Annotated in this window: 25 protein-coding genes; 13 read left to right on the top strand and 12 right to left on the bottom strand. The window is 39.2% G+C overall.

The features are described 5' to 3' along the window. The first annotated feature begins 37 nt into the window (after window positions 1-37). The gene (locus I6E85_RS01200) at window positions 38-202 is read left to right on the top strand and encodes a hypothetical protein (protein WP_007581574.1); all 165 of its coding nucleotides are present in this window, start codon (window positions 38-40) and stop codon (window positions 200-202) included. Window positions 203-207: 5 nt separating this feature from the next. Here I6E85_RS01200 and I6E85_RS01195 read toward each other — a convergent pair whose 3' ends face one another. Then, the gene (locus tag I6E85_RS01195) at window positions 208-1458 is read right to left on the bottom strand and encodes a multifunctional CCA addition/repair protein (protein ID WP_197236479.1); all 1251 of its coding nucleotides are present in this window, start codon (window positions 1456-1458) and stop codon (window positions 208-210) included. Between the two features lie 132 nt (window positions 1459-1590). On the opposite strand from I6E85_RS01195, the gene I6E85_RS01190 reads away from it, so the two are divergent. Next, window positions 1591-1818: a hypothetical protein gene (locus I6E85_RS01190; RefSeq protein ID WP_007581571.1), complete on the top strand. Its 228-nt coding sequence runs from the start codon at window positions 1591-1593 to the stop codon at window positions 1816-1818. A 30-nt stretch (window positions 1819-1848) separates the two neighbouring features. On the opposite strand, the gene I6E85_RS01185 is transcribed toward I6E85_RS01190, so the two are convergent. From I6E85_RS01185 to I6E85_RS01170, 4 genes are read right to left on the bottom strand one after another with little or no spacing between them, the layout of a single operon-like run. After that, window positions 1849-2349: a DUF1543 domain-containing protein gene (locus I6E85_RS01185; RefSeq protein ID WP_197236478.1), complete on the bottom strand. Its 501-nt coding sequence runs from the start codon at window positions 2347-2349 to the stop codon at window positions 1849-1851. A gap of 8 nt (window positions 2350-2357) precedes the next feature. Next, window positions 2358-3707, bottom strand: a complete 1350-nt coding sequence (locus I6E85_RS01180; RefSeq protein ID WP_024590064.1) for a sigma 54-interacting transcriptional regulator — start codon at window positions 3705-3707, stop codon at window positions 2358-2360. 2 nt (window positions 3708-3709) lie between these two features. Further along, window positions 3710-4255 carry a hypothetical protein gene (locus I6E85_RS01175; RefSeq protein WP_024590065.1) on the bottom strand — a complete coding sequence of 182 codons (546 nt, stop codon included), beginning with the start codon at window positions 4253-4255 and terminating at the stop codon, window positions 3710-3712. Window position 4256: 1 nt separating this feature from the next. After that, on the bottom strand, window positions 4257-5714 hold the full coding sequence (locus tag I6E85_RS01170; protein WP_024590066.1) for a sensor histidine kinase KdpD: 1458 nt from the start codon (window positions 5712-5714) through the stop codon (window positions 4257-4259). Window positions 5715-6044: 330 nt separating this feature from the next. Between I6E85_RS01170 and I6E85_RS01165 the strand changes: the two genes are divergently transcribed. The 4 genes from I6E85_RS01165 to I6E85_RS01150 all read left to right on the top strand — a co-directional run bounded on the left by I6E85_RS01165 (window position 6045) and on the right by I6E85_RS01150 (window position 7200). Then, a complete protein-coding gene (locus I6E85_RS01165; RefSeq protein ID WP_007581561.1) occupies window positions 6045-6278 on the top strand; it encodes a cag pathogenicity island protein Cag25 in 234 nt (77 codons plus the stop codon). A 24-nt stretch (window positions 6279-6302) separates the two neighbouring features. Then, the gene (locus tag I6E85_RS01160) at window positions 6303-6530 is read left to right on the top strand and encodes a hypothetical protein (RefSeq protein WP_007581559.1); all 228 of its coding nucleotides are present in this window, start codon (window positions 6303-6305) and stop codon (window positions 6528-6530) included. Between the two features lie 187 nt (window positions 6531-6717). After that, window positions 6718-6954 (top strand): hypothetical protein, encoded by a 237-nt coding sequence (locus I6E85_RS01155; RefSeq protein ID WP_007581558.1) that lies wholly within the window; start codon window positions 6718-6720, stop codon window positions 6952-6954. A gap of 9 nt (window positions 6955-6963) precedes the next feature. Further along, window positions 6964-7200 carry a calcium-binding protein gene (locus I6E85_RS01150; protein WP_007581557.1) on the top strand — a complete coding sequence of 79 codons (237 nt, stop codon included), beginning with the start codon at window positions 6964-6966 and terminating at the stop codon, window positions 7198-7200. A gap of 57 nt (window positions 7201-7257) precedes the next feature. Here I6E85_RS01150 and I6E85_RS01145 read toward each other — a convergent pair whose 3' ends face one another. Together I6E85_RS01145 and I6E85_RS01140 are read right to left on the bottom strand one after the other, a co-directional pair. Continuing rightward, window positions 7258-7710: an energy transducer TonB gene (locus I6E85_RS01145; RefSeq protein ID WP_197236477.1), complete on the bottom strand. Its 453-nt coding sequence runs from the start codon at window positions 7708-7710 to the stop codon at window positions 7258-7260. Window positions 7711-7885: 175 nt separating this feature from the next. Then, entirely contained in the window at window positions 7886-8407 is a 522-nt protein-coding gene (locus tag I6E85_RS01140; RefSeq protein WP_197236476.1) for an energy transducer TonB, read from the bottom strand. 172 nt (window positions 8408-8579) lie between these two features. On the opposite strand from I6E85_RS01140, the gene I6E85_RS01135 reads away from it, so the two are divergent. Then, window positions 8580-10262: an amidohydrolase gene (locus tag I6E85_RS01135; RefSeq protein ID WP_197236475.1), complete on the top strand. Its 1683-nt coding sequence runs from the start codon at window positions 8580-8582 to the stop codon at window positions 10260-10262. A 52-nt stretch (window positions 10263-10314) separates the two neighbouring features. Here the strand turns inward: I6E85_RS01135 and I6E85_RS01130 are convergent, their stop codons facing one another. Then, window positions 10315-11154, bottom strand: coding sequence for an HDOD domain-containing protein (locus I6E85_RS01130; RefSeq protein ID WP_024590070.1), 840 nt, complete (start codon window positions 11152-11154; stop codon window positions 10315-10317). A gap of 297 nt (window positions 11155-11451) precedes the next feature. Here I6E85_RS01130 and I6E85_RS01125 point away from each other — a divergent pair, with 297 nt between their 5' ends. Then, a complete protein-coding gene (locus tag I6E85_RS01125; protein WP_165721083.1) occupies window positions 11452-13152 on the top strand; it encodes a Zn-dependent hydrolase in 1701 nt (566 codons plus the stop codon). 41 nt (window positions 13153-13193) lie between these two features. Here the strand turns inward: I6E85_RS01125 and I6E85_RS01120 are convergent, their stop codons facing one another. Beyond that, window positions 13194-13598 carry an HIT domain-containing protein gene (locus tag I6E85_RS01120; protein WP_101217522.1) on the bottom strand — a complete coding sequence of 135 codons (405 nt, stop codon included), beginning with the start codon at window positions 13596-13598 and terminating at the stop codon, window positions 13194-13196. Between the two features lie 111 nt (window positions 13599-13709). Between I6E85_RS01120 and I6E85_RS01115 the strand changes: the two genes are divergently transcribed. Both I6E85_RS01115 and I6E85_RS01110 read left to right on the top strand, forming a co-directional pair. Next, entirely contained in the window at window positions 13710-15935 is a 2226-nt protein-coding gene (locus I6E85_RS01115) for a S9 family peptidase (protein WP_169059786.1), read from the top strand. A 142-nt stretch (window positions 15936-16077) separates the two neighbouring features. After that, complete coding sequence (locus I6E85_RS01110) at window positions 16078-17715, top strand: methyl-accepting chemotaxis protein (protein ID WP_197236474.1); 1638 nt, start codon at window positions 16078-16080, stop codon at window positions 17713-17715. Window positions 17716-17792: 77 nt separating this feature from the next. On the opposite strand, the gene I6E85_RS01105 is transcribed toward I6E85_RS01110, so the two are convergent. Together I6E85_RS01105 and dinB are read right to left on the bottom strand one after the other, a co-directional pair. Then, on the bottom strand, window positions 17793-19313 hold the full coding sequence (locus tag I6E85_RS01105) for a leucyl aminopeptidase family protein (protein WP_197236473.1): 1521 nt from the start codon (window positions 19311-19313) through the stop codon (window positions 17793-17795). A gap of 129 nt (window positions 19314-19442) precedes the next feature. After that, the gene (gene dinB, locus I6E85_RS01100) at window positions 19443-20495 is read right to left on the bottom strand and encodes a DNA polymerase IV (protein ID WP_197236472.1); all 1053 of its coding nucleotides are present in this window, start codon (window positions 20493-20495) and stop codon (window positions 19443-19445) included. A gap of 679 nt (window positions 20496-21174) precedes the next feature. On the opposite strand from dinB, the gene I6E85_RS01095 reads away from it, so the two are divergent. The 3 genes from I6E85_RS01095 to I6E85_RS01085 all read left to right on the top strand — a co-directional run bounded on the left by I6E85_RS01095 (window position 21175) and on the right by I6E85_RS01085 (window position 23711). Further along, window positions 21175-21609 carry a thioesterase family protein gene (locus I6E85_RS01095; RefSeq protein ID WP_010553137.1) on the top strand — a complete coding sequence of 145 codons (435 nt, stop codon included), beginning with the start codon at window positions 21175-21177 and terminating at the stop codon, window positions 21607-21609. Window positions 21610-21618: 9 nt separating this feature from the next. Next, a complete protein-coding gene (locus I6E85_RS01090; protein ID WP_101163416.1) occupies window positions 21619-22671 on the top strand; it encodes an aldo/keto reductase in 1053 nt (350 codons plus the stop codon). 116 nt (window positions 22672-22787) lie between these two features. After that, window positions 22788-23711, top strand: coding sequence for an ABC transporter substrate-binding protein (locus I6E85_RS01085; protein WP_101163415.1), 924 nt, complete (start codon window positions 22788-22790; stop codon window positions 23709-23711). On the opposite strand, the gene I6E85_RS01080 is transcribed toward I6E85_RS01085, so the two are convergent. Further along, a complete protein-coding gene (locus I6E85_RS01080) occupies window positions 23662-24282 on the bottom strand; it encodes a fumarylacetoacetate hydrolase family protein (RefSeq protein ID WP_197236471.1) in 621 nt (206 codons plus the stop codon). The two genes, I6E85_RS01085 and I6E85_RS01080, sit on opposite strands and share 50 nt — an antisense overlap. Window positions 24283-24565: the final 283 nt, after the last annotated feature.

Here is a 24565-nt window from a genome sequence, read left to right as displayed (position 1 = left end):
CTACATCATATTAAAGTATTAAATTGAAGGAATACTCATGAAACCATCACTAGAGCGTGAAGAACTAGACTTTATTTTTGACTTATACAGGCCCTCTAAAAAACCTGAGTCTGAAAATGTAAAACCAAAAAGTACAAACTACAAAGAGCTAAGAAAGCACGACGCGACTAAAAACCAAGGCGTATCGCACTACTTAGTCTAATTTTATTACGCTTGGGACTTCTCATGTTCTAAAAATGCTTTAATGCAGTTTATTTCTGCAAGTTTTACTTCTTCGCCTATTTCAGGGCCTTTTTTGCCATTTTTAAGTGCATCTTGCACTACTTGTTTCTTATCCATTTTTTGCAGTTCAGTATGAATTGCTCGCAGCTTAGCTGCTTGCGGGTATGGCTTATCGACCAGTGTTTCACCACGCCCTTGTGCATCGCATTGGCATGCTTGGGTAAACGCTATAAAACGTTCTGGGTGTACCAACGCATTTAGGTTAGTCACTATTAGCTTGTGAATGGTTTGCGGCCTTAACTGATCAATCGTGTGGCAAAGGGTGTGATTATCACTGGTGAGTACACCAACATCGCGAAAACGGTTAGGCACTTTTAAGCGCTCACAAAACGCCTCAATAACTGCAACACCTTCGCCTTCGTGCCCACGTAGGTTTCCATATTTTTTAAAACTAAGCGCTTTTCCAAAATCATGGGTTAGTGCAGCAAAACGTGTTTCTAAATTAAAATTTAAATCGGCTGCACGCCTAAGTACCAGCATAGTATGTACAAATACATCACCTTCAGGATGATGGTTTGCCGGTTGCGGTACATTAACCATGCACTCAAGCTCTGGGAAAATACCTAAGCCTTGCAGTGCTTCAAAATAAAGCTCAGGGTGCTTTTCACCCAGTGCTTTTTCAGTTTCAAGCCACACGCGCTCAGGTACTAAATGATTTAGCTCACCTTTATTTTTAAGCTCGCGCATTAATGCATACGTACTTGGGTGAATACGCCAATCACTGCCATAGCGCGCTAAAAAACGGGCAATACGCAGTACTCGAACAGGGTCTTCTACAAATGCCTCCGTGGTGTGGCGCAGTGTTTTATTTTGTAAGTCAGTTTGGCCATTAAACGGGTCAATAATATTACCGTGTTCATCAAGCGCCATTGAATTTATGGTTAAATCACGCCTTGCTAAATCTTCTTCTAGCGTCACTGTTGGGCTGGCATCAACCACAAAGCCAGTATAGCCTTTGCCGCTTTTACGCTCTGTGCGCCCAAGTGCATATTCTTCTTTTGTTTTTGGGTGCAAGTAAACCGGAAAGTCGCTACCTATTGGTACAAAACCGAGCGATTCCATCGTTTTTGGTGTTTCACCAATCACTACATAATCGTTATCTTTAGATTTTATATTTAGCAGTTTGTCGCGCACTGCACCACCAACGAGGTAAACTTTTTTTAAGTTACTTTTCACTTTATTCCCATAAACATTAATAAAATTGTTTGACGTTAATCATAACATTAATTAAAAAATTCTGCGGTGTTTGCCAAGCTTAAGTAAGCTCATTACAATGGCGCATTATTTTCAGCTATAGCCTCACAATTAATGAAAAACCATTCATCAAAAAAAGAACTTATGTTACTACCCATTTTATTAGTGGTTATTTTAATGTGTGTGGCGGGTCACTTTTTACTGCAAGCAAATTTTCAAGACAGTAATGTGGTTGAATACATGTTAGCAGCACTGCCGTTTGCTATGTTTGGATTGGTTATTGTGGCGTTTAAAATGGCGGCTAAAAGCGAAAAGGATGAACAAAACGAGCAGGACTCTTAATCCTACTCAGTTTTAGCTACTTATTATAATTTAAAGTATGTGATAGCCAAACCAGTCTGGCTTTATCGGCTGCGATATACCGCTGGGCGTGAGCTTAATGTTTAGCTGGCTGTCGAGTAAATCAATGGCAAAGCAATCGTCTACATCATGTAAATCATCTTTATGAATATGGCTAAGCCCTGCGAGTAAATCGTTTTTAGCTCGCTCTTTAGCTTCATGACTACTGCTTGCAACATACAGTGCAAAGTCGTGTTGCTCAGCCATAGAATCACTTCTGTAAGCGCCTAAATTTACAAAATAGAGTTGTTTATTTTGCTCCACATAGCTATCGACTACTTCTACTTTAAAGCCATCAATATGATTAATTGCCATGTAGCTATCCATGTGAACACTACTTCTGTCGCCTACCCACTGGCTTTTTAACTTTGTATAAGTTTGCTCGATGTTTTGCCCTACAATAAAACGAATATCATGCATTTCAATGTGGCAACCTTGAATCCGGCCACCTAAATACACCATAAATAACTGCATGCTTTTCCTTAACCTAAATTATCAACATCAATATTATGCTTTTTAATCAACTTATAAAAATCTGAGCGGTTGCGCTTGGCAAGCTTAGCGCCTTCGGCTACGTTACCACCTGCCATTTTTAAAGTGTTAATTACATAGTCGCGCTCAAACTCTTTTTTAGCGTCGTTTAGTGATAATGGCTCTACGTTTGTTTCGTTACTATTTAGCGCAGCTAACACTAAGTGCTCTGAAATAACATCGCTTGGCGTTAATGCTACAACCTGCTCTACTACGTTTTGTAGTTGGCGGATATTACCTGGCCAGTCGTAACGCACAAGCGCATGCATAGCATCGCTTGCAAAGTGTTTTTCAGTTTGCTTCATGCGCTTAGCAATGCTTGCACTAAAGTGCTGTGCTAATAAGCTTATATCTTCGCGGCGCTCACACAGTGGCGGTAATTTTAAATTAACTACGTTTAAGCGATAGTATAAATCTTCTCTAAATTGCTGGTTTAAAATAGCTTCAGGAAGATTTTTATGTGTTGCCGATACAATACGTACATCAATTGCTATTTCTTCTTGAAAGCCTACGGGGCGAATTGTTTTTTCTTGTAATACGCGCAGTAACTTAACCTGCAAGTTAAGTGGCATATCGCCTATCTCGTCTAAAAATAGCGTGCCGCCCTCAGCTTGTTGAAACAAGCCTTGGTGATCTTTAATTGCGCCCGTAAAAGAGCCTTTTTTATGACCAAATAATTCAGACTCTAAAAGCTCCCCTGGTACAGCGCCACAGTTAATTGCAACGAAAGGACCACCGCTTACATGACTATGCTGATGAATCGCCTGTGCGAGTAGCTCTTTACCTGTACCACTAGCCCCCGAAATCAATACATTAACTTGCGTTGGCCCAAGTAGTTTTACTTGCTCTAACAAGTGCAGCATTGCACCACTGCGCGTAACTATATTACTTTTAGGTGCTGCTTCATCTGCATTAACACCATGTATTTCTATCGCTTTAGCAAGGCTGTCAAATAGCTCATCTTTATCTACAGGTTTAGTTATAAATGCAAAAATGCCCTGCTTAGTTGCCTCTACGGCATCAGGAATTGAACCATGCGCTGTCATCATAATGACAGGTAATGCAGGGTAGCGGCTTTGCAACTGACGATGCAGTGCCATGCCATCCATTTCATCCATACGTAGGTCGGTTATTACGGCGTCAAACACTTGGCTTTTAAGTGTTTGTAGTGCGGTTAAGCCGCTTTCACAGGTCGTTACTTCGTATCCTTTTGATTTGATACGAATAGCAAGCAGTTTTAATAAGCTAGCGTCGTCGTCAACGAGTAATACTTTTGCACCTTGCACTTTAGTTGCTGCCATAGTTACTGCTCCTTAGTTTCTTCTCGTAGTAAAAGCTGCTGCTCAATCGTTGCTAACGATGAGAGGGTTTCTTGCATTTTATTGTTAAGTGCTTGCTGCTCTTTTTTAGCATTTATTTGCATAGTCACTTGCTGCTTTTGAAGCCATAAATATTGCTTTATATCATCTGGCCAAAAGTAAGCAAGATCGAGTTTTAGCAACTTAGTCATTACCGTATTTGGATCATCATTTATGTTTAAGCACATAAATTTAAAAAAACGTTTAAGATCGTTTTCACCTGTAAAAATATCTTTTTTTGGCACCAATTTAAATCCGCCACACTGATTAGCGTGCCATGCAATAACTTGCTCTGCAGGCGGATAGCTTGGTTCAATTTTTGGTCTGGGTTTTGGACTAGGTTTACTGTTTTTGTCGTTTGTTATTTTGGTATCGACCACAGGTGCAGGTGTAATTGACACACGCTCTTCTTGCCCATTAGTAATTGCACAACCTGATATAACCATGCTGCTACTGAGCACACATAAAATAGCGATTAAACGCAAGCGCATGTTAATTAACTCCTAGATTTTTTGTTATGGGAATTTTAATTGAAAACCGGCAACCATGCGGCTCGTTATGCTCAACAGTAAGTGTACCTCTTAGCTGTTCAACAGATTCTTTCACAATAGTTAAGCCTAGCCCACTGCCTTGCAGCGTAACATTTTTACTGTGTTTACCTTGATAAAATGCGCTGAAAATTTGAGTTTTTTCTTGCTCTTTAATACCACACCCTTTATCAAGCACAGCAATGCAAAGTTGGTTTTGCTCAAGTGCTAAATTAATAGTAACGCTTTGCTTATCTTGTGAAAATTTTAAGCCATTTGAAATAAGCTGAATTAAAATCATCTCAATAAGCTCACTAGGTAAAGCAAGCTCTTTATTAGGTAAGTTATTTTGCCATTGCAGAGCTTGCTGACGCGCACTTAAGCGATGTTCAAAATGGCTATTAATTTTATTAATAAGATAGCTAAACTCAACTTCGCTTAGGCTGTCTTTACTGGTGCGAATTGCATTATAACTCAGCAGGCTGTCAATCATTGTACGAAGGCGCACCATAGATTGGCTAATAAGCTCAAGCACTGCTTTTTGCTCAGCAGTAATTGGGCCTACTATTTCATCAGTTAGTAAATCAGTGCCTTCGACCATTGAAGCAAGCGGCGTTTTTAGCTCATGGGTAACATGGCGTAAAAAGGTATCTTTTTGCTGCTCAAGCATATGAAGCTGCTCTTGCACCCATTGGAGTTTTTCTCCTAGCTCAACTAGCTCAGCGGAGCCTTTCACAGATATTTTTTGCTGCCAATGTCCCTGCCCTAGCTTATCAATAACCGTAGTTAACCCTTTTAATCGCCCACTTATACGCCATAAAAAACCACCACCAACAATTAAAGTAAGCGGAATAAGTGCCACCAGCCAGTTTATAAATGAAGTTTGTAGGCTTGTAAGCTCATTTTGGTTATTGGTAATTTGCGCTTCATTTTTATCACGTAACCATAAAGTAAGCTCAGCAACTAAATCGCTCACTGGCACAAATAGCTCCGCTTGCTGTTGTTTTTGCTCAACAAGCTCTACATGCGCTGTTTGTAAGGTGACATATAAGCGTTGCCATTGGTGGGTATAATCTTTATCCGTGTTTACAAATTTAAGTTCATCAACACTTTGCAGGGATGATTGCCATTTATCGACAATGAGCTTATCTAACGATTCGCTTTTTAATACCCAGTTTTGCCTAGTGGCGCGCTCAAGGCTGTTGAGTTCTTGTTTTAGGATATTAAACGATTTGGTAACTTGGTAGTTGTTACTCACGATACTTTGAGTCACTGCTAACTGCTTGTTAAGCGCATTTAAAAATACAATCACCACTATAGAAAGCGGGAGTAACGAAAGCAGCATACTCATTGCAAATTGCCCAATTAAATTAGGCCGCCAGTTAAGCATTGCATGGTATTTTTTAGCTATGGTTGCTGGCATTTCGTTTAGTCCTTTTAAGTTAAGCGTTCTATTATTAAGTGCTTACCTTATACACTAGCTGAACCAGCAATTATATTTAATACGATTAACAGCCAGCGCTACAAAAACAATGTGTCGCCAAATAGAGACAACGTAAACCATTGATTTTTAAACCCTACCTTTAATCTCACTATATAGTGTTGCAAAAGGCATACAAAAATTACATTAAACCCCGTAAAAACTTCCCACCCCTTTCAAGTTAAAAATATAAACAATTGAAAATTAACAACAATTATTTTTGGCATCATTTTTGTATTAGCAGTAATAACTTTAATCAATAAGGAAATAATTATGAACAAACGCATTTTAGTAATTTCATCATTACTAGCTTTAGGCTTTTTAGGCGCTAACGCACACGCAATGGACGTTCACGCGACTTTTAACGAGCTTGATAAAGACAGTAACGGCACATTAAGTGAAGCCGAAGCAGGTGAAGATGCCGTTCTACACGAAAATTTTTTACAAATTGATACTAATCAAGATGGGCAATTGTCGCTAGATGAATTCAAAAAATTTATTCAATAAACTCATTTAATAAGGAACGTGATTATGAAACAACTTATAGCCGCTTTTTCATTAATGTTTTTAGCAATTAGTGCCACCGTAATTGCATCGCCAACAAACGTGCGCTTTGCCCATTTAGATAAAGATATGGATGGACAAATATCAATTGTAGAAGCAAAGGAAGACAAAGAAGTAATGAGACAATTTGCCGACTTAGATGAAGACGGTGATGAAAAAGTCTCAAAAAAAGAATTTGAAAGCTTTAAGCCTTAATGAGTAATTACTGATTAAGCTTTACTTAAGCTTGTTACAAGTAAACTGAATTTAAAAGCATTTGCCATAATCCCTGAGGGAGTGTGTAAAAGGATTTAATGTTGGGAGTTAAATTACGGCAAGTGCTTTTTTCCTTTTTACTTTATTTTAGCCACGAACTTTTAATACATCTTTTGGAAGGAAAACCATGAAGATACTTTCCCTTGTTATAAGCATTTTAATGCTATTAAGTTTTGATGCCGCGGCACTTGATGTAAAGCAACGCTTTGATCACCTAGATAGCGACAAAAGTGGCTATTTAACACACGACGAACTTGATCCCCAACCACAACTTTTAAACACCTTTGTAAAATGGGACAAAAACCAAGATAACCAAATTTCGCTAGTCGAATTTAAAAGTTATCTAACTAACAACCTTTACTAAGTGATTTGTATGAAAAGTATTAGCTATATAACGCTGCTGGCGTTTAGTATTTTTAGCGCATTTAGTTTTGCCGCAAGTAACGACATTGCAAAGCAATTTAAAAAGCTAGATAGGAATAAAGACGGTTTTTTATCACGTTCAGAAACCGCTATAGACCCGGCTTTGTGGTCACGGTTTTCAAGCTACGACAGTGACAAAGACGGTAAATTAGCATTAAATGAATATGGCTTATATGCAAGTAAGTAGTTTTATAGCTAGGTAAACAAGCACCTAGCTTATTATATTTATATCTATTAATTACGTTCAGGCTTTATCTTTAGAACAATGCGCCAAATACTCTGCATCAGTAGGTTTTGGGCTCACCATAAAATCCATTTTGAGATAAGTTAGAATAGATTGCTTACTCGTATTTTCAGTTGTCGCTTTCCAGCGCCATAAACCCACAGCAGCTGCCGCATTATTATCAAACACACCCTCAGGGTAAGACGAGATAACCTTATACCCTTGGGCTTCACCTTGTGAATTAATTAACGTAGCAAGCTCAACACAACCTGAAATACTTCTTTTTGCAGCTTCTATCGGATATCGCGGCTCTACTCTTTTAACAACATCCCAATACTCACCTGCCTTACTTCGCAGTTCAGGACTCGATAAATCAATAATACTCAGCATTTCATCGCTTACTTGTTTATCAGACGTTGAGCTACAGGCTGTCAGTATCATGCTCAAGGGGAGTGATAAATAGAGAGCTTTCATAGCATTCCCTTATTCTTGATGCTTATTTAGTTATTTATAAATATTAGTATTAATACCCATCTAATTTTATAAAGGTTCGAGCTAAAATATTACACACACCGAAAGTAATTTTAAAGTGAGGTAAATAAGTACTTTTTTCAAACCTTGTAATTTTCTCTTTACTTGAAATGTTTCATCAGTAGGAGATTTTTTTAGTTTTTCCTGTTACTTGAAATGTTTCGCCAGCCGGACAATTTTTTAAATATTTTTTACCTACTGGTATTGAATCAATCATGAAATCAATTCTGATATGCGTAAGTACAGGTTGTTTAGCTACATTTACGTTAGTAGGCAGCCAGGCCCATGTATTTAAAGATTGAGCTGCGGCTTCATCAAATAACCCTTTAGGATATGAAGAAATTACTTTATATCCTTGCGCCTTACCCTCAGAATTAATAATAGTCATGAGTTCTACACAACCTGCAAGACCTTTTTTTGCAGCAGCTATTGGATATCGTGGTTCTGTTCTTGTGGAAATATTCCAATAGTCTTTCACCCTGTCGCGCAGTTCAACACTTGATAAATCTATATAATCGCGTATTTCAGCATTTGATACATCAGTATGGTTTAGCTTTTCTACACTTTTATCTGCAGTAGGTGTCGATCCACATGCCGCAAGTAATGAAGTTAATGGGAGTAATAAATAGAGGGCTTTCATAGCGTTTCCTTATGCTTTATTGATTGTTTTACATACTAAACAATCACATCAATTACCTATTTTTTAAACAGTTAATATAGAGAAAAACATTAAAATGAGGTCTATCAATTCATTGGTATTATAAAATCAAGTTTGTTAATGTAAGTAAATTAACAATAAAAATTAAGTAACTATGCTACTCAAAAAAATAATCAAACCACTCATACTAGCCAGCCTTTGCGCTAGTTCTAGCTACACTCTCGCACAAACAAAAGTAATTTATAACGCCAATGGTTATACCCCTTTATACAAAGGTGAAGTACAGCAGTTTTCTACCCTCGTTATTAAAAATGGCAAAGTAGTTAAGCTCGGTAGCGAAACACTTAAAGATAGCTACCCAGATGCCAAGCTAATTGACGCGCACGGTAATACCTTATTACCTGGCTTAATTGATGCTCATGGGCACGTTATTGGCCTTGGCGACAATTTATCGCAACTTGACGTACGCGGCGCAACATCGGTTGATGAAGTAACAAATAAACTAAAAGTATTTGCCGATAACAAACAAGGTTGGATTATAGGGCGTGGTTGGAACCAAGAGCTTTGGGCCGATACACGCTTTCCTACGGCTAAAGATTTAGACAAAGTAGTGAGCGATCGACCTGTGGTTCTTTCGCGGGTTGATAGTCACGCCATTTGGGTTAATTCAAAAGCGCTCGAACTTGCTGGTATTAACGCCCAAACAAAAGCGCCTGAAGGCGGTGAAATAATTAAAGACGAATTTGGCAATCCTACAGGTATTTTTGTAGATAAAGCAGAATCGCTAATTACCCAGCATATGCCAGCCCCTTCAAAGCAAGATATAAGTGACTCACTAGATGCAGCAGGTAAGCATTTATTAAGTTTAGGCATTACCTCTACTCACGATGCAGGTATTGATAAAGCCACATGGGAGCTTTACAAAGAGCGCGGCGACCTTGGTAATTTACCGCTACGTATTGTGGCAATGTTAAGTGGTGCAAGCCCTGATTTAGGCGCAATGTTAAAGGCAGGCCGATACCACGACAAAAATGACTTTATGGAAATTCGCAGTGTTAAAGTTTACGCCGATGGCGCACTGGGCTCTCGCGGAGCTGCTCTGATTGAAGAATACGCAGACAGACCTGGTCACCATGGTTTAATGCTTGAAACACAAGAAAAACTCGAAGCGCTCTTTACACAAAGCTTTAAAAGCGGCTTTAGCGCAAATACCCACGCAATTGGCGATAAAGCAAATAAAGTAGTACTTGATGCTTATCAAAATGTGTTTAAAAAAACGGGCGGTATATTACTACGTAACCGAATAGAGCACGCACAAATTGTAACGCCTGAGGATATCCCTCGCTTTAAAGCGTTAAAAATAATCCCTTCAATGCAGCCAGTACATGCCACTTCTGATATGCATATGGCAGAGCAACGCTTAACTGAAAAACAATTAACCGGTGCCTACGCTTGGCAAACATTTTTAAAGCAAGGATCGGTTGTTGCAGCAGGCTCTGATTACCCGGTAGAGCTTGCAAATCCATTTGATGGTTTGTATTCAGCCATTACACGCATGGATCATAACAAACTACCTGAAAACGGCTGGCGCGCAAGTGAAGTACTAAGCCGCGAAGATGCATTACGTGCATTTACTCTCGGTGGCGCTTATTCAGCTCATCAAGAATTTAAGGTGGGTAGTTTAGAAAAAGGTAAATGGGCCGACTTTATTTTAATTGATAAAGACTACTTTAAAGTACCTGTTGACGAGATCTACAAAACAAACGTACTGCAAACATGGGTAGCAGGAATAAAACGGTACGAAAAAACCAAAACAGAAAATACTATCGATAAATAAATAAAAAGGGTTAACGCAAGTTAACCCTTTTTATTTGTGTAATAAAACATGTTTAGCTAAACATGTTTTTCACATCTTTTAGCATATCGTTGTATTCATCACTTGTGAATAATTGCATAGACGGTATTACACCTTTATCTATGTACGTTTGCAGCGCTGCTGACTTATCAGAAACCTGTAATGTTCCCTCTAAAATAGCGCCTACTCGAATAAAGTCTACGTAACTAACTTTATCAGGTTTGTAACTTGGATCTGCCCAGCTTAGAGCTACATCAACAAACTCTTTAGGAAATTCCCACGCTTGCATAATCGACGAGCCAATTTTCCCACTCAGCTTTTGAATTGCGTGCGCTAAAAAGCTTGGGTTGGCAAACACTTCAGGGTGGCGCTCAGCTTCTGTTAAAATTGGTAATACACCAATATTGTAAACAAGCGCAGCTAATGTAATTGAATCACGATTTAATGAAGTGTGTTTATTGTTTTTTAAGTAAAACTCCATGAGTGTTATTGAATGGCTAGCAACGGTTAATGTTTTTTGCCAAGCCTTGCCCATGTAGCCTTTAATCAGCTCATTGTTTGATACAAATAATTGCTCCATAGCCATAGCTGTTGCAATATTTTTAATTTGGCGCAACCCAATGCGAGTCACTGCTTGTTGTAAATTAGATACTTTTACAGAACGTCCCATAATCGCACTATTAGCTACTTTTATCATTCGAGCTGAAAGCGCTGGATCTTGTGAGATTACATCTGACATTTGCATTAAATTCACATCAGGGTTATCTGCAGCTTGGCGAACCTTAATCGCTACTTCAGGTAGCGTTGGTAAAACCAACGTATCGTTATTTATTCTATCGACTAGAATCGTTAATAAAGCGTTTTCTGTAGACATAAAGCTGCCGTCCTTTTGTGTTCAGCCTGTAAAGTAACTGCAAACTCAGGCAGTTAATTTTCGCATTAGTAATATAATTAGTATTGTCTAACTTACCGATAAAGTTAAGAAAATTATAGAAGTTTATTTTTATTTATAATGCTTTATCGCTCATGCTTGCCTTACAACGCCAAATACTTGCTATTTACTATTTAGTTTTGCTTTAATGCACTCACAATTAAGGAAGCGTTTGTACATATTTAGTTTTTTAACTAAAGCAGTACAAATTATTAAACTTACTTTTTAACAGGTAATATAATGATCTTAAATAAAATTAGCCAAGCAATTATGCTCTCTGGTGTCGTTTTTCTTAGTGCATGTTCTGAACAAGCGCCGTCTTCTACCGACAACACAGCCACAGAGCTTGCTCAAAAAAGCAGTGCACAATCAGGCCCTGAGCTTATTAATGCAAATAACCAACGTTTAGATATTTACACCGACTTTAGCCTACAAAGTGATTTATCGCACTTAAGCGATAACCAACGAGCAATGGTTGCAAAGCTTATTGATGCTTCAAAAATAATGGACGAGTTATTTTGGAAACAATCTTTTGGCGAAAATAAAGACGCTTTTTTAGCAAAACTAAACGACGACAAAGTACGTAAATTTGCCGATATTAACTACGGTCCATGGGATCGTTTAAATGGCGATGAAGCATTTTTATCCAGCTATAAAGAAAAACCTCTTGGCGCACAGTTTTACCCTGCTGATATAACCAAAGAAGAGTTAAACAATGCAGATGTTGAGGACAAAACAGGCCTTTACTCTGTAATTAAGCGTGATGAGCAAGGTAAGCTTTACAGCGTGCCATATTCAAAAGAATACGCTAATGAGCTTGCAAAAGCCGCTGACCTTTTACGTCAAGCTAGCAAACTTGCTGACGATAAAGAGTTTGCTAACTATCTAAACTTGCGTGCTGATGCTCTACAAAAGGATGACTTCCAAGTATCTGACTTTGCTTGGATGGACATGAAAAACAACCCAGTAGATGTGGTTATTGGTCCAATTGAGACTTATGAAGATCAATTATTTGGTTACCGCGCAGCTTATGAATCTTACGTACTTATTAAAGATTTAAAATGGAGCGAACGCTTAGCTAAGTTTGCCGCATTTTTACCAGAGCTTCAAAAAGGCTTACCCGTTGATGCTAAGTACAAACAAGAAGTACCAGGCTCTGACGCCGACCTAAATGCATATGATGTTGTTTACTACGCTGGGCATTCAAACGCGGGTAGTAAAACAATAGCGATTAACTTGCCAAACGATGAGCAAGTACAGCTAGAAAAAGGAACTCGTCGCCTGCAACTTAAAAATGCGATGCGTGCTAAGTTTGATAAAATTTTAGTGCCAATTTCAGAGCAGTTAATTGTACCTGAGCAGCGTAAACACATTACTTTTGATGCATTTTTTGCCAATACGATGTTCCATGAAGTCGCTCACGGTTTAGGTATTAAAAATACAATCACAGGTAAAGGTACTGTTCGTCAATCATTACAAGAACACGCAAGTGCGCTTGAAGAAGGTAAAGCCGACATTTTAGGCCTGTACATGATTGAGCAATTACTTAAAAAGGGCGAAATTACAGAAGGAACTATTGAAGATTATTACACGACCTTCATGGCGGGTATATTCCGCTCAGTTCGTTTTGGAGCATCAAGTGCGCATGGTAAAGCAAATATGATCCGCTTTAACTTTTTTGCTCAAGAAGGCGCTTTTTCTAAAAATGAAGAAGGCCTGTACCGCGTTAATATGGAAAAAATGAGCATTGCAATGGCCAAGCTTTCTCGCTTAATTTTAACCTTACAAGGTGATGGCGATTACGAAAAAGTAGATCAACTAATTGCAACGCATGGCGATATAAAAGAAGAACTTGCTGAAGACTTAGAAAAACTAAGTAAAGCAAATATCCCTGTAGATGTAACGTTTAAGCAAGGTAAAGAAGTACTAGGGCTTAAGTAATTTTAGTTAAACTTAGCTAAACCCTAAAAAAGCGTTGCAGCTTAAAACTGCAGCGCTTTTTTTAACTCTGTAATTTGTACATCTGTATACGGCACAACTGGATACTTACCCCAAATTGGCGCAGGCCATGCAGCATCAGTAGTAAAGCGTGCAATATGGTGAATATGTAATTGCGGCACCATATTACCCAAAGCCGCTATGTTTAACTTATCAGGGCTAAACACATCCATTAATAATTTACTTAGCTTGGCTGACTCTTTTAAATACACAATTTGATCATCCTCAGATAAATCAATTATCTCTTTTAAGTTAGCCTGCCTAGGCACTAATACAAACCACGGATATTGGCTGTCGTTCAATAAAAGTACTTTACACAGTGGCCAATCGGCAAGCTCTATACAGTCGCGTTTAAGTTCTGGCGCTAGTTTAAATTCAGGGTTAGTCATTGTTATGTCCTACTTTGTCTTTAATAATCGCCACTTTATAGCATTTAGTTGCAGTTGCACACGCTTGGCTTTACCATCAAAGCAATATTTATAATAAGCTAAGGCAACCTTGTGCTAAAAAAAATAAAACACCTCTCACTAGCCCTTCCATTAATGGTTGGCGCTATTAGTGTTCAAGCAAAACCTTTATCGTTGGAGCGTATTTTTGACGATCCGAGCCTTTCAGGTAAATCACCTGTACAACTTAAATTTTCGCCTGATGGCAGCCGTGTAACTTATTTACAAGGCAAAAGCGATGACTACAACCGTTACGATTTATGGGAATACAATCTAAAAGATAACACCAACCGTGTGCTAGTTGATTCGGCAAAGTTATTTTCAGGCCCAGAAAACCTATCTGATGAAGAAAAAGCACGCCGCGAACGCCAACGTATTTTTGGTAAAGGCATATTAGAATACAAATGGTCTAAAGACGGTAAAGCACTTTTATTCCCACTTAACGGCGACCTTTACTATTACGATTTAGCCTCTGCTAAAAGTAAAAAACTAACCGACACTGAAACATTTGAAACCGATGCACGCTTTTCACCTAAAGGTAACTACGTATCGTTTATTCGAGAGCAAAACCTATTCGCTTTAGAGCTTGAATCAGGTAAAGAGATTCAGCTTAGTAAAGATGGCGGCGGCGTAATTAAAAACGGCATGGCCGAATTTGTAGCTCAAGAAGAAATGAGCCGCATGACGGGTTACTGGTGGTCAGGTGATGAAACTAAAATTGCCTATACCCGCGTTGACGAAACCCCAGTAAAAGAAGCTATCCGTAACGAAATTTACGCTGATGAAGTTAAATTATTTAATCAACGCTACCCGTTTACAGGTACCGATAACGTAAAAATTCAACTCGGTGTGGTTAAACTAAATGACCAAAAAGTAGATTGGATTGATTTAGGTAAAGATGAAGACATTTATATCGCGCGTGCTAAGTGGCTAAAAGACGGCAATACACTGTCTTACCAATGGCAAAATCGCTCGCAACATAAATTAGAGCTTCGTTTTTATAACAGCGAAACTAAAGTCCAAAAAGTAGCATTAACCGAAAACAGCGAAACGTGGATTAACCTACATTTTGATCTTGAGTTTTTAAAAGACAAAAAACATTTTGTATGGGCATCTGAGCGCGACGGTTTTAAACACTTATATCTGTATCGCACAAACGGTCAACTTGTACGTCAAATCACCTCTGGTGATTGGGCTGTTGATAGCTTAAAAGGTATTGATGAGAAAAAAGGCATTGTTTACTTTGCCGGCCGAAAAGATACACCGCTTGAAAGCCATTTATACAGCGCGCCTTTATTTAAAAAGGGCGATGCCAAACGTATCACCGAAAAAGGTCAGTACCATAATGTTGTGCTAGCAAAAGACAGCAAAACCTTTATCGATAATAGCTCGTCTGATAATAAACCAAACTCAGCAGCGCTTCGTAAAGTAAACGGCGAATTTATTACATGGCTTGAAGAAAATAAGCTTGATAGTAACCATCCGCTTACTCCTTATTTAAGCGACTTAACAAAACCAGAATACGGCACAATTAAAGCCGAAGATGGCCAAGTTATGCATTACCGTTTATTTAAGCCTAGCAACATTACTGATGGCAAAAAGCACCCTGTTATTGTTAACGTATACGGCGGCCCGCATGCTCAACGAGTGACGAATAGCTGGCGCAGTAAAAACTTGTACTTTCAGTACATGGCGCAACAAGGTTACGTAATTTTTCAACTGGATAACCGTGGTTCGTACAACCGTGGTAAAAAGTTTGAAGATGCTATTTATAAAAACCTAGGCGTGGTTGAAGTTGCCGATCAAATTAAAGGCGTAGAGTTTTTACGTACACTTGATTACGTAGACCCACAACGCATCGGTGTTTATGGCCACAGCTACGGCGGCTACATGGCACTTATGACTATGTTTAAAGCAGGCGATTACTTTCAAGCCGGCGTATCGGGTGCTCCTGTAACCGATTGGGCTCTATACGATACGCATTACACAGAGCGTTATTTAGGTCACCCTGATACGAATGCTAAAGGGTATGAAGACAGCGCAGTATTTCCATATGCTGATGGCTTAAAAGGCCCATTAATGATTTACCATGGAATGGCTGACGACAACGTGCTGTTTACGCATTCAACTAAATTGTTTAAACAACTGCAAGATAACGAAAAACAGTTTGAAATGATGACCTACCCAGGCTCTAAGCACAGCCTACGTGGTAAACAAGTGCAAACACACTTACATCAAACAATTACAAACTTCTTTAATCGTCATTTTGATGTTAAATAAGCAAGTAAAGTAATAACAGACTAAAGGCTGATTGATAAATCAGCCTTTTTTTTGCATTAATGGACGTTAAGCCTAGATTAAACTCTTTTTTTAGCTACGCTTATTCTATGCGCTAAAGCGCACACTTTTTGAGGATAAATGTATGCCTAATCTACGAAGTTTTAGTATATCCCAGCGTTTTTCACTGTTAATAGCCATAGTTATATTTGGACTAATAGTACTTAGTATATCGAGCCTAACTCATCAATATAGCTCGCTAAAAGACGAGCAATACACAAAAACACAAAATGTAGTAGAAACTGCGTACAGTATAATCGAGCACTTTTATGACCTTGAGCAAAGTAATTCACTTACTCAACAACAAGCTCAATCGCAAGCACTTAATGCAATAAGAGCACTACGCTACGACAAAACCAATTACTTTTGGATTAACAACTACCAGCCAACAATGGTTATGCATCCTATAAAACCTGCGCTTGATGGAAAAGATTTAACTAATAACAAGGACCCTGACGGCAAAGCATTGTTTGTTGATATGGTAAATATAGTTAAACGCTCTGGCGAGGGATTTATCCCTTATAAATGGCCAAAACCAGGTAAAGATAAACCGGTTGAAAAAATCGCATTTGTTAAAGGTTTTAATCAATGGCAGTGGATTATTGGCTCGGGTGTTTACCTTGATTCAATTGAAGAAGCATTTAGCGAGCAACGTAACCTTATAGTCATCAGTGCAATAATTATGATTATTGCTGTTATTTTACTTAGTTACTTTATAGGTAAGAGTATTTTAATACCGACTCGCTTAGCAGCCGATATGATGAAAGACATTTCACAAGGCGAAGGCGATTTAACCCGTAAATTAAATGAATCCGGTAATGATGAAATATCTGAACTATCACGTTCATTTAATTTATTTGCTCTAAAAATGCGAGAGTCACTTGTTCATGTAGCACAAAGTGCAAACGATGTAAGCGAACATGCGCATACAGTTGACGACTCAAGTAGAACAAGCCACTCATTTATTGAGCTTCAAAACGATAGTTCAACCCAAGTTGCAGCTGCCATGGAGCAAATGACTCACCAAATACACGATGTGAGCCGTAACGCTGAAGCCGCAGAGCAAGCAGCTAAGGATGCAGCACAAAATGCATCAACGGGTAAAAATGTGGTTGCGCAAACAATTACAGCAATAGAAACACTCTCAAGCAACATTGAAACAGTCAGCCGTGTAACAGAAGATTTAGCCAACGAGAGCCATAATATAGGCTCTGTACTTGATGTAATAAGAAGCATCTCGGAGCAAACAAACTTATTGGCATTAAACGCTGCCATTGAAGCTGCTCGCGCAGGAGAGCATGGTCGAGGATTTGCTGTTGTTGCTGATGAAGTAAGAACATTGGCCAGTCGTACAGGGCAAAGTACTGACGAAATTCAAACCATGATCACTAAACTACAAGAAGGTGCAAAAGCAGCAGTAGAAGCAGTTAAATCAAGCCAAGCACTTTCAGTTTCTACTGTAGAGCAGGCGTCATCAGCCAATACTTCACTTAATGAAATAGAACGACTTGTTTCAATTATTACCGAAATGAACAGCCAAATAGCACGCGCCACAGAGCAACAAACTCAAGCTGCCGACGAGGTTAATTTGCGTATTAATGAGCTATCTCAATCAACTGAGCAATCATTAAATAATACTAAACAGCTTACCGATGCCAGTGATAATCTTAAACAAAGTAGCCAAGAGCTTTCGAGCGTAGTTAATCGTTTTAAATTAGATTAACCCTAACCCATATAATTATCGTAAAATGCAAAAGCCCTGAATTAACAGGGCTTTTTTATTACATGTAGGTTTTTAGCTTACAAACAGTAACGTGCAAATAAGCTCGTTACTGATGCAGCTGTTGGCTTGCCATGCTGCCAATCACCGCCTTCAACACCGCTTCCTGCAATGTCCATATGCACATAAGGCAAAGGTTGTGCAGAGTCGTTACCGTGCTTATCAAGCCCACCAACAATAGCCATAAACGCCATAGGGAACTGATGTCCACGCGCAGTAACAGCAGATGCTGCGTTATTGCTCGAGAGTACATCGTCAGCTAGCGTGCGTGGTTTAATAAAGTCGTAATCTTCACGGCGAGAACGCGATACTTCAGCGCCATCTGCCCACAAATCTCCAAGGTCAGCTATTTGACGTGAAATACCAGCGCTACGAGCTGGACCATTTTCAACATACGCACCGTAAGGACCCATTGCACGTGCCGCGTGACCCGTTAATGTAGCAACAGTAAATAACGTTGGGTTTATTTCGCCTTTAGCTAAATCTTTCATTTCGCTAAGCAGGTCGCCCATTGCTAAACGCCCTTCTGCATCGGTATTACCAATACGTACACGAACACCTTCACGGCTAGTAATAATTTCATCTGGCACAAAACAATCCGAGCCAATAGAGTTACGAACAACAGCTAAGTACGATACCACTTTAACGCCTTTAGGCTGATAATCCGCAACGGCTTTCATAAAGCCCGCAACAGAAGCAGCGCCGCCTTTATCGCGACTCATGCCTGCCATGTGCCCGCCAACTTTTAAATCGGCGCCGCCTGTATCGTATACAAGACCCTTACCTACAAACATAAGTGTGCGAGTAATTTCGCCCTCTGGTACATATTCAAGCTTAACAACACGTGGGTGATGGCGCTCAACTGCATACGATGCACGAGCAACAGTGCTTAGCATTGGGTAGTTTTTATCAATAGCTGCAATATCATCAATTACGTCAACTGCAATGCTTGAGCCTTTAAATAAATCAACGCAGTAATCAGCAAAACGTGGTGGAGCCATACGCTCAGGTTCGGTGCCACACAAGTCACGCGCGGCATATTGGCCTGCAGCAATTGCATTAACAGCTTTGATTGTTTGCTCGCTTGCGCCAACTAAACCAATTTGAGTAATAGGTTCAATACTTTCACCGTGATATTCACGCGCTTCTAATGGCTGCCATAAGGCTTGGCAAGCGCCTAAATAAGCAACTTCTAAAGCATGCAGATAACGGCTATCGCCATTTAAATTTGGTAAAAATAATGCAGGGTTAACACTACCCGACGCTTTTGCTTCGTTAATTGCTAATTTAGCAGCATCAAAATAACGACGCACGTCGTCGTAATCTCTATTTAACGGACCCGTTGGCGCAAGTACAACGCGTTTGTTTTCAATCACTAATAAAGTAACTTGTTTACCAATACGAGAATCAACTTTTGCTTGGTCTAAAATAGCATCACGTAATGAGTTATTTGGTAATAGAGAAAAGTCATCACTAATAATAATAAGCGCATCATGAGATGTGCATTCAAGGCTTGCACTAACCGCTTGAGGGTATGCCATAAATAAAGTCCTGTTAGAAAACATAAGCCCCTATTATCGTCGATTTAAATATTGAAGACCAGCAAGGTGAGATGAGCTAATTATACAACTTGCCAATAAATGGCAACTTGGGGTTACAGGCTTTACAGCTTAATCGAGAATACTCAGTTGGAAGTTTTGTTCTGGCTCGCTTCTAATGCCAACGCCTATGCCAAGTAATCTTACAGGTTGTTGTAGCCCTCGTTGATAAGCCTTAGTAAGGAGTTGAATAAATATTTCTGTGTTTAGCTCGTGGTATGCCTGATCGGCTGAGGTTACTACAAAATTTGCAAACTTCACTTTAACACTCAGCTTATTAGTACGGTTTTGTAATTGCTGTTTATTTAGCCTTAAAACTAATTCGTCTAACAATTTTGGCAGCTCATCTAAGCACTCTTGCAAACTTGTTTTATTGTATTCGTAGGTATGCTCAACACTCAGCGACTTTCTGATGCGATCTGTTGATACTTTACCAACATATTCACCTGCACATTTTTGATAAAGCGACACACCAAAATTACCCACATGTTGCTGCATCCAGTTAACGCCTTTTTCACGTACATCCTTGCCGGTATATAAGCCTTTTAAATTTAGCTTTTCGAGCGTTACTTTGCCCACTCCTGGAATTTTCCCCAGCGGTAATTGCGCTAAAAAGTCATCGACCTCATCAGGCAAAACGACAAATTGACCATTCGGTTTTTTTTCGTCGCTGGCTATTTTGGCAATAAATTTAATCGGTGCAATACCTGCTGATGCAGTGAGCCCTGTAGCATTGTAAATATCGGCTCTTATTTGCTGTGCAATAAGTGTGGCACTGCCTTTACATGCGGTGCTGTCTGTTACATCTAGGTAGGCTTCGTCTAAAGAAAGAGGCTCAACTAAGTCTGTGTAGCGGCTAAATACTTCACGTATTTGATTTGAAGCTTCTTTGTATACAGCCATGCGCCCAGGGACAATAACTAAATCGGGGCATAATTGTTTAGCATGATAGTTCGACATAGCCGATCGTACGCCATATTCTCTAGCTATGTAGTTAGCGGTTGAGAGCACGCCTCGTCGGCTATTGCCTCCAATAGCAAGCGGTACACATGCAAGTTTTGGATTATCTCGCATTTCTACTGCTGCATAAAAGCAATCCATGTCTATGTGAATAAACTTCTTCATCACCACAACAATAACTGGTTATTTATACAGTCATTATTATAGAATCAAATGTGATAAGCAAGCCTAGGGCCTGTTTATCTTTCGAGGTTGAATTTGCAGCAGTATGTTTGGTATTTAGGCAAGGCAGAGCCTATGTAGTGTGGTTATTCCCCATAAATAGGCGATAACGTAGCACAAATGCCAAACATACGCTGCCCGAAGGGTTCTGCCTAGGGGCAATTTACTCTTTGTTGCTCGGTTTTTACTTAGCCCACTAGGTCACAAACCTCGCGCCGCGATTAAATAGCCCCTAGATTGAACAAATTTTAATCCTGAAAGGTCAACAGGCCCTAGTTAGCGATTAAAAAAAGCGCTTATTGCCTTCTTGCTCTTTATAACCGCGCAACCAAAACATAACCTCGAAAAAAAAACCCGCTAACATTAAAATAATAGCGCCTGATTCGTTACCCATTGCGTAACAGGTAAAAGAGGCTATAAAAACCAAACAAGCTAAGGACCAATTAATTATATTCTGCATATTTTTACCTTTGTGTGTTTTTATGTTTGTCTGTGTAATTTAACTGTAGACCTAAAATTAAATAGGTACAATCATCTTATAAAAAAACATGCCATTAATTACCTTGAGCTCGTAACCCCATGTTGATAATCTAAGTACTTTAAAATTAAGGGCCAATAAATAATGCAAACGTTTAAAGATCAGCACCCTATCCATACCGACATCACCGTAGCGTGGGCTGATATGGATGCACTACAACACGTAAATAATGTAGTGTATTTACGTTACTTTGAAATAGCCCGAATCGACTTCTTAAATAAAATAAATCTGTTCGATACAATAAGCCCTAATGGCGTGGGCCCGGTAATAAGCGAAAATAACATTCGTTATAAACGCCCAGTTACATTCCCAGATACGCTTACAGTCGGTGTTACTATTTCTGATATAAAAACAGACCGATTTGTTATGAATTACACCGTATTTAGTCACGCACAAAACGCTATAACAACAACAGGCACTTCAAAAGTGGTTATGTTTGATTTTGAAACAGGCCAAAAAGCCCTCATTGCAGAGCCTCTTTTATCGGCGTTAGTTAGCTACTCTCAAGACGAGCAATAAGGAATTCTCATGCAATACAGCCCACTTGGCAGCAGTGGTATTAACGTTTCAAGAGTATGTTTAGGCAGTATGACTTGGGGTAAACAAAATACTCAAAGCGATGCTGATGAACAAATAGCCTACGCGTTAGAGCAAGGCGTAAACTTTATTGATACAGCCGAAATGTATGCAGTACCGCCCTCTCCAGAGACCTATGGTAAAACTGAGGAAATTATTGGCAATTGGCTATCGCGTAATCAGCAAAAGCGCAGCGATGTGGTACTTGCTACAAAAATTGCAGGCAATGGATTATCGTGGGTACGTGATGGTGGCAATATTACGCGCCAAACAGTAATAGAAGCCGTAGACGATTCACTTAAGCGCCTTAAAACCGACTACATTGATTTATATCAGCTGCATTGGCCAAACCGCTCTACCCCGCACTTTGGCAGACAATGGCCCGGCACTCTTAAATTTACCGACGTAAATACACAAGAGCAACAAGCTAGTATGCTTGATATTCTAGAAGGCCTTAATGAATGTGTTAAAGCAGGTAAAATTAAACACTGCGGTTTATCTGACGATACGCCATGGGGTATAAGCCAGTTTTTAAGTTTGGCCAAAGAGCATAACTTACCGCGTATGGTATCTATTCAAAATGAGTTTAGCTTAGCGCACGCTAAAGACTGGCCGTATTTAATAGAACAATGTGTACACGAAGATATTGCCTACTTACCGTGGTCGCCTTTAGCAGCCGGTTTATTAACGGGTAAATACCTAAACGGTGCTCGCCCTGAAGGTTCTCGTTGGACCTTCATGCAGCGTAACGGTATCTTTAGAGATACACCCAATGCAGAGCAAGCAACTAAGCAGTATGTTGAGCTGGCTCATGCAAACAATATTACTCCAGCACAACTAGCACTCGCATGGTGTAACCAAGTAGATGGCGTAACCTCTTCAATTATTGGTGCAACAAGCATAGCCCAATTGAAAGAAGATATTGATGCATTTAACATCACGTTAAGCGACGAAATTCTTAGTGAGATTAACACTATATTTAAAAACTATCCTATGCCTTATTAAGCATGTACCAGTTAAAAGCAGCCTTGAACAAGGCTGCTTTTAACTAAAATATTTGACCCTACTACAACCAACACTATACTTTAATTAAGTTTTCTTAATTCAACGAACACTTATCAATGCTGAGAAACGGATACTATGCATTTTGCCTATTAATTGTATTTAACGCGCATGCCGTTGAGAAAAAAGTACAGCCTCTAGAAGAAATTGTTTGGCTGCAAAGTTACACGCCCCCTTTTCATATAGCTAAAAGCGAAAGTGCACCACAAGGCGGTATTTGCGACAACCTAACCGAGCAACTCATTAGAACCATAACAGATGTAAAACATACCCGCTTAATTGTCCCTCAGCAGCGTATAAATAAATATTTAAGTGAAGGAAAAAACGTATGCTTCCCGTGTGTTATTTATAAAAAACATAATAACCAACTACTTAACTACTCAAATCCAACAACGGTATATCCCCCATTTTCAATTATCACGACTAAAGAGCTAAAGCCCAAATTAGAAGAAAAGCACGGCTCGCCCATTCACCTTATTAATTTATTAACCGACCCGCAATACGTATACGGGCAAGCTGCTGCACGTAAATTTACAACTAAAATTAATACAATTATTGAAAATACAAAACGAGATAAAGAGTCATCGTTAAGTTGGAGTAGCGAAAATGAAAGTCAGGCTGTTATAGCACGCTTGAGTCATGGCTTTTTAGACTACTCAATTGATTACCCGTTTATGGCCGATTACTTTAATAAACAAGGGGAGTATACGAATATAGAAAGTGTACCAATAGAAGAAAATGATGTTCAATTTATACGAGGAGCAATAGGTTGTGCGGCTAACGCACCTAATAATTTTGCACAGCAAGCGCTTAAAAAAATTAACCGCGCGCTAAAAAATAATGTACTACAATCGCCTGAGTATCAACAAAGTCAGCATAATTGGCTTAAAACTACCTTTGCCGACTTTGATAAACACTACCAACAGCAAGTTATTAATTTTTACTTACTTGCCACTGATGCTCAAGTAAACACTGATCATTAGCATAAAGTGCAACAGCAAAAATACTTTTAGGCGTTACCTCGCCCACGCCCGAAGGTGTGCCTGTCATTACTACATCACCATCTTCTAAGCTCATAAATTCACTAATTTCTTGTAAAATTGAGTCCGGGTTATGCAGCATAAAATGAGTATCACCTCGCTGAGCTACTTTATTATTAATTTTAAGTTCAAAGGTAAAGTGCTTCATTGCATCAGTTAGCGCTACAAAATCAGTTAAAATTACAGAGCCGTCGAACGCCTTAGCGCGCTCCCATGGAAGCCCTTTATTTTTTAACTTACTTTGTACCGTGCGCTTAGTTAAATCAAGGCCGAGTCCAACCCCCACAAATTTTTTATTTTTAACTACAAAACATAGCTCGGTTTCATAATGCAGCGTATCGCCGTTATGAGCCGCAAATAACGTATTAGTAATCGCGCTATTTGGTTTGTTAAATAACACCATTTGATCTGGCGTTTCGTTATTTAGCTCTGCAATGTGTGCGGTATAGTTTCGACCAACACAGACCACTTTTGATGGTGTTAATTCTTCAGATACTAACTTTATTGAATGCATATAAATAATGTCTCAGTTATTGGACCTGTTGACCTTTCAGGATTAAAATTCGTTCAATCTAGGGGCTATTTAATCGCGGCGCGAGGTTTGTAACCTAGTGGGCTCGATAACTGCTCCTGCGTTATTCTACTGGCTTACATCCATGTAAGAATAAGTAAAAACCGAGCAAAGCTTCCGCGTCCTGCTCACGCCCCTTACCTACATCCATGTCATAGGTAAGATCTTAAGAAATTGAGTTGAAGCTCAATTCATGATCAAATGGTTGTTACCACACAAACCACAG

It is taken from the genome of Pseudoalteromonas sp. NZS71 (assembly GCF_015864715.1).
GTDB lineage: Bacteria > Pseudomonadota > Gammaproteobacteria > Enterobacterales > Alteromonadaceae > Pseudoalteromonas > Pseudoalteromonas arctica.
The sequence above is the reverse complement of the archived record's forward strand: the minus strand, read 5'-3'. Positions and strand labels throughout refer to the sequence as shown.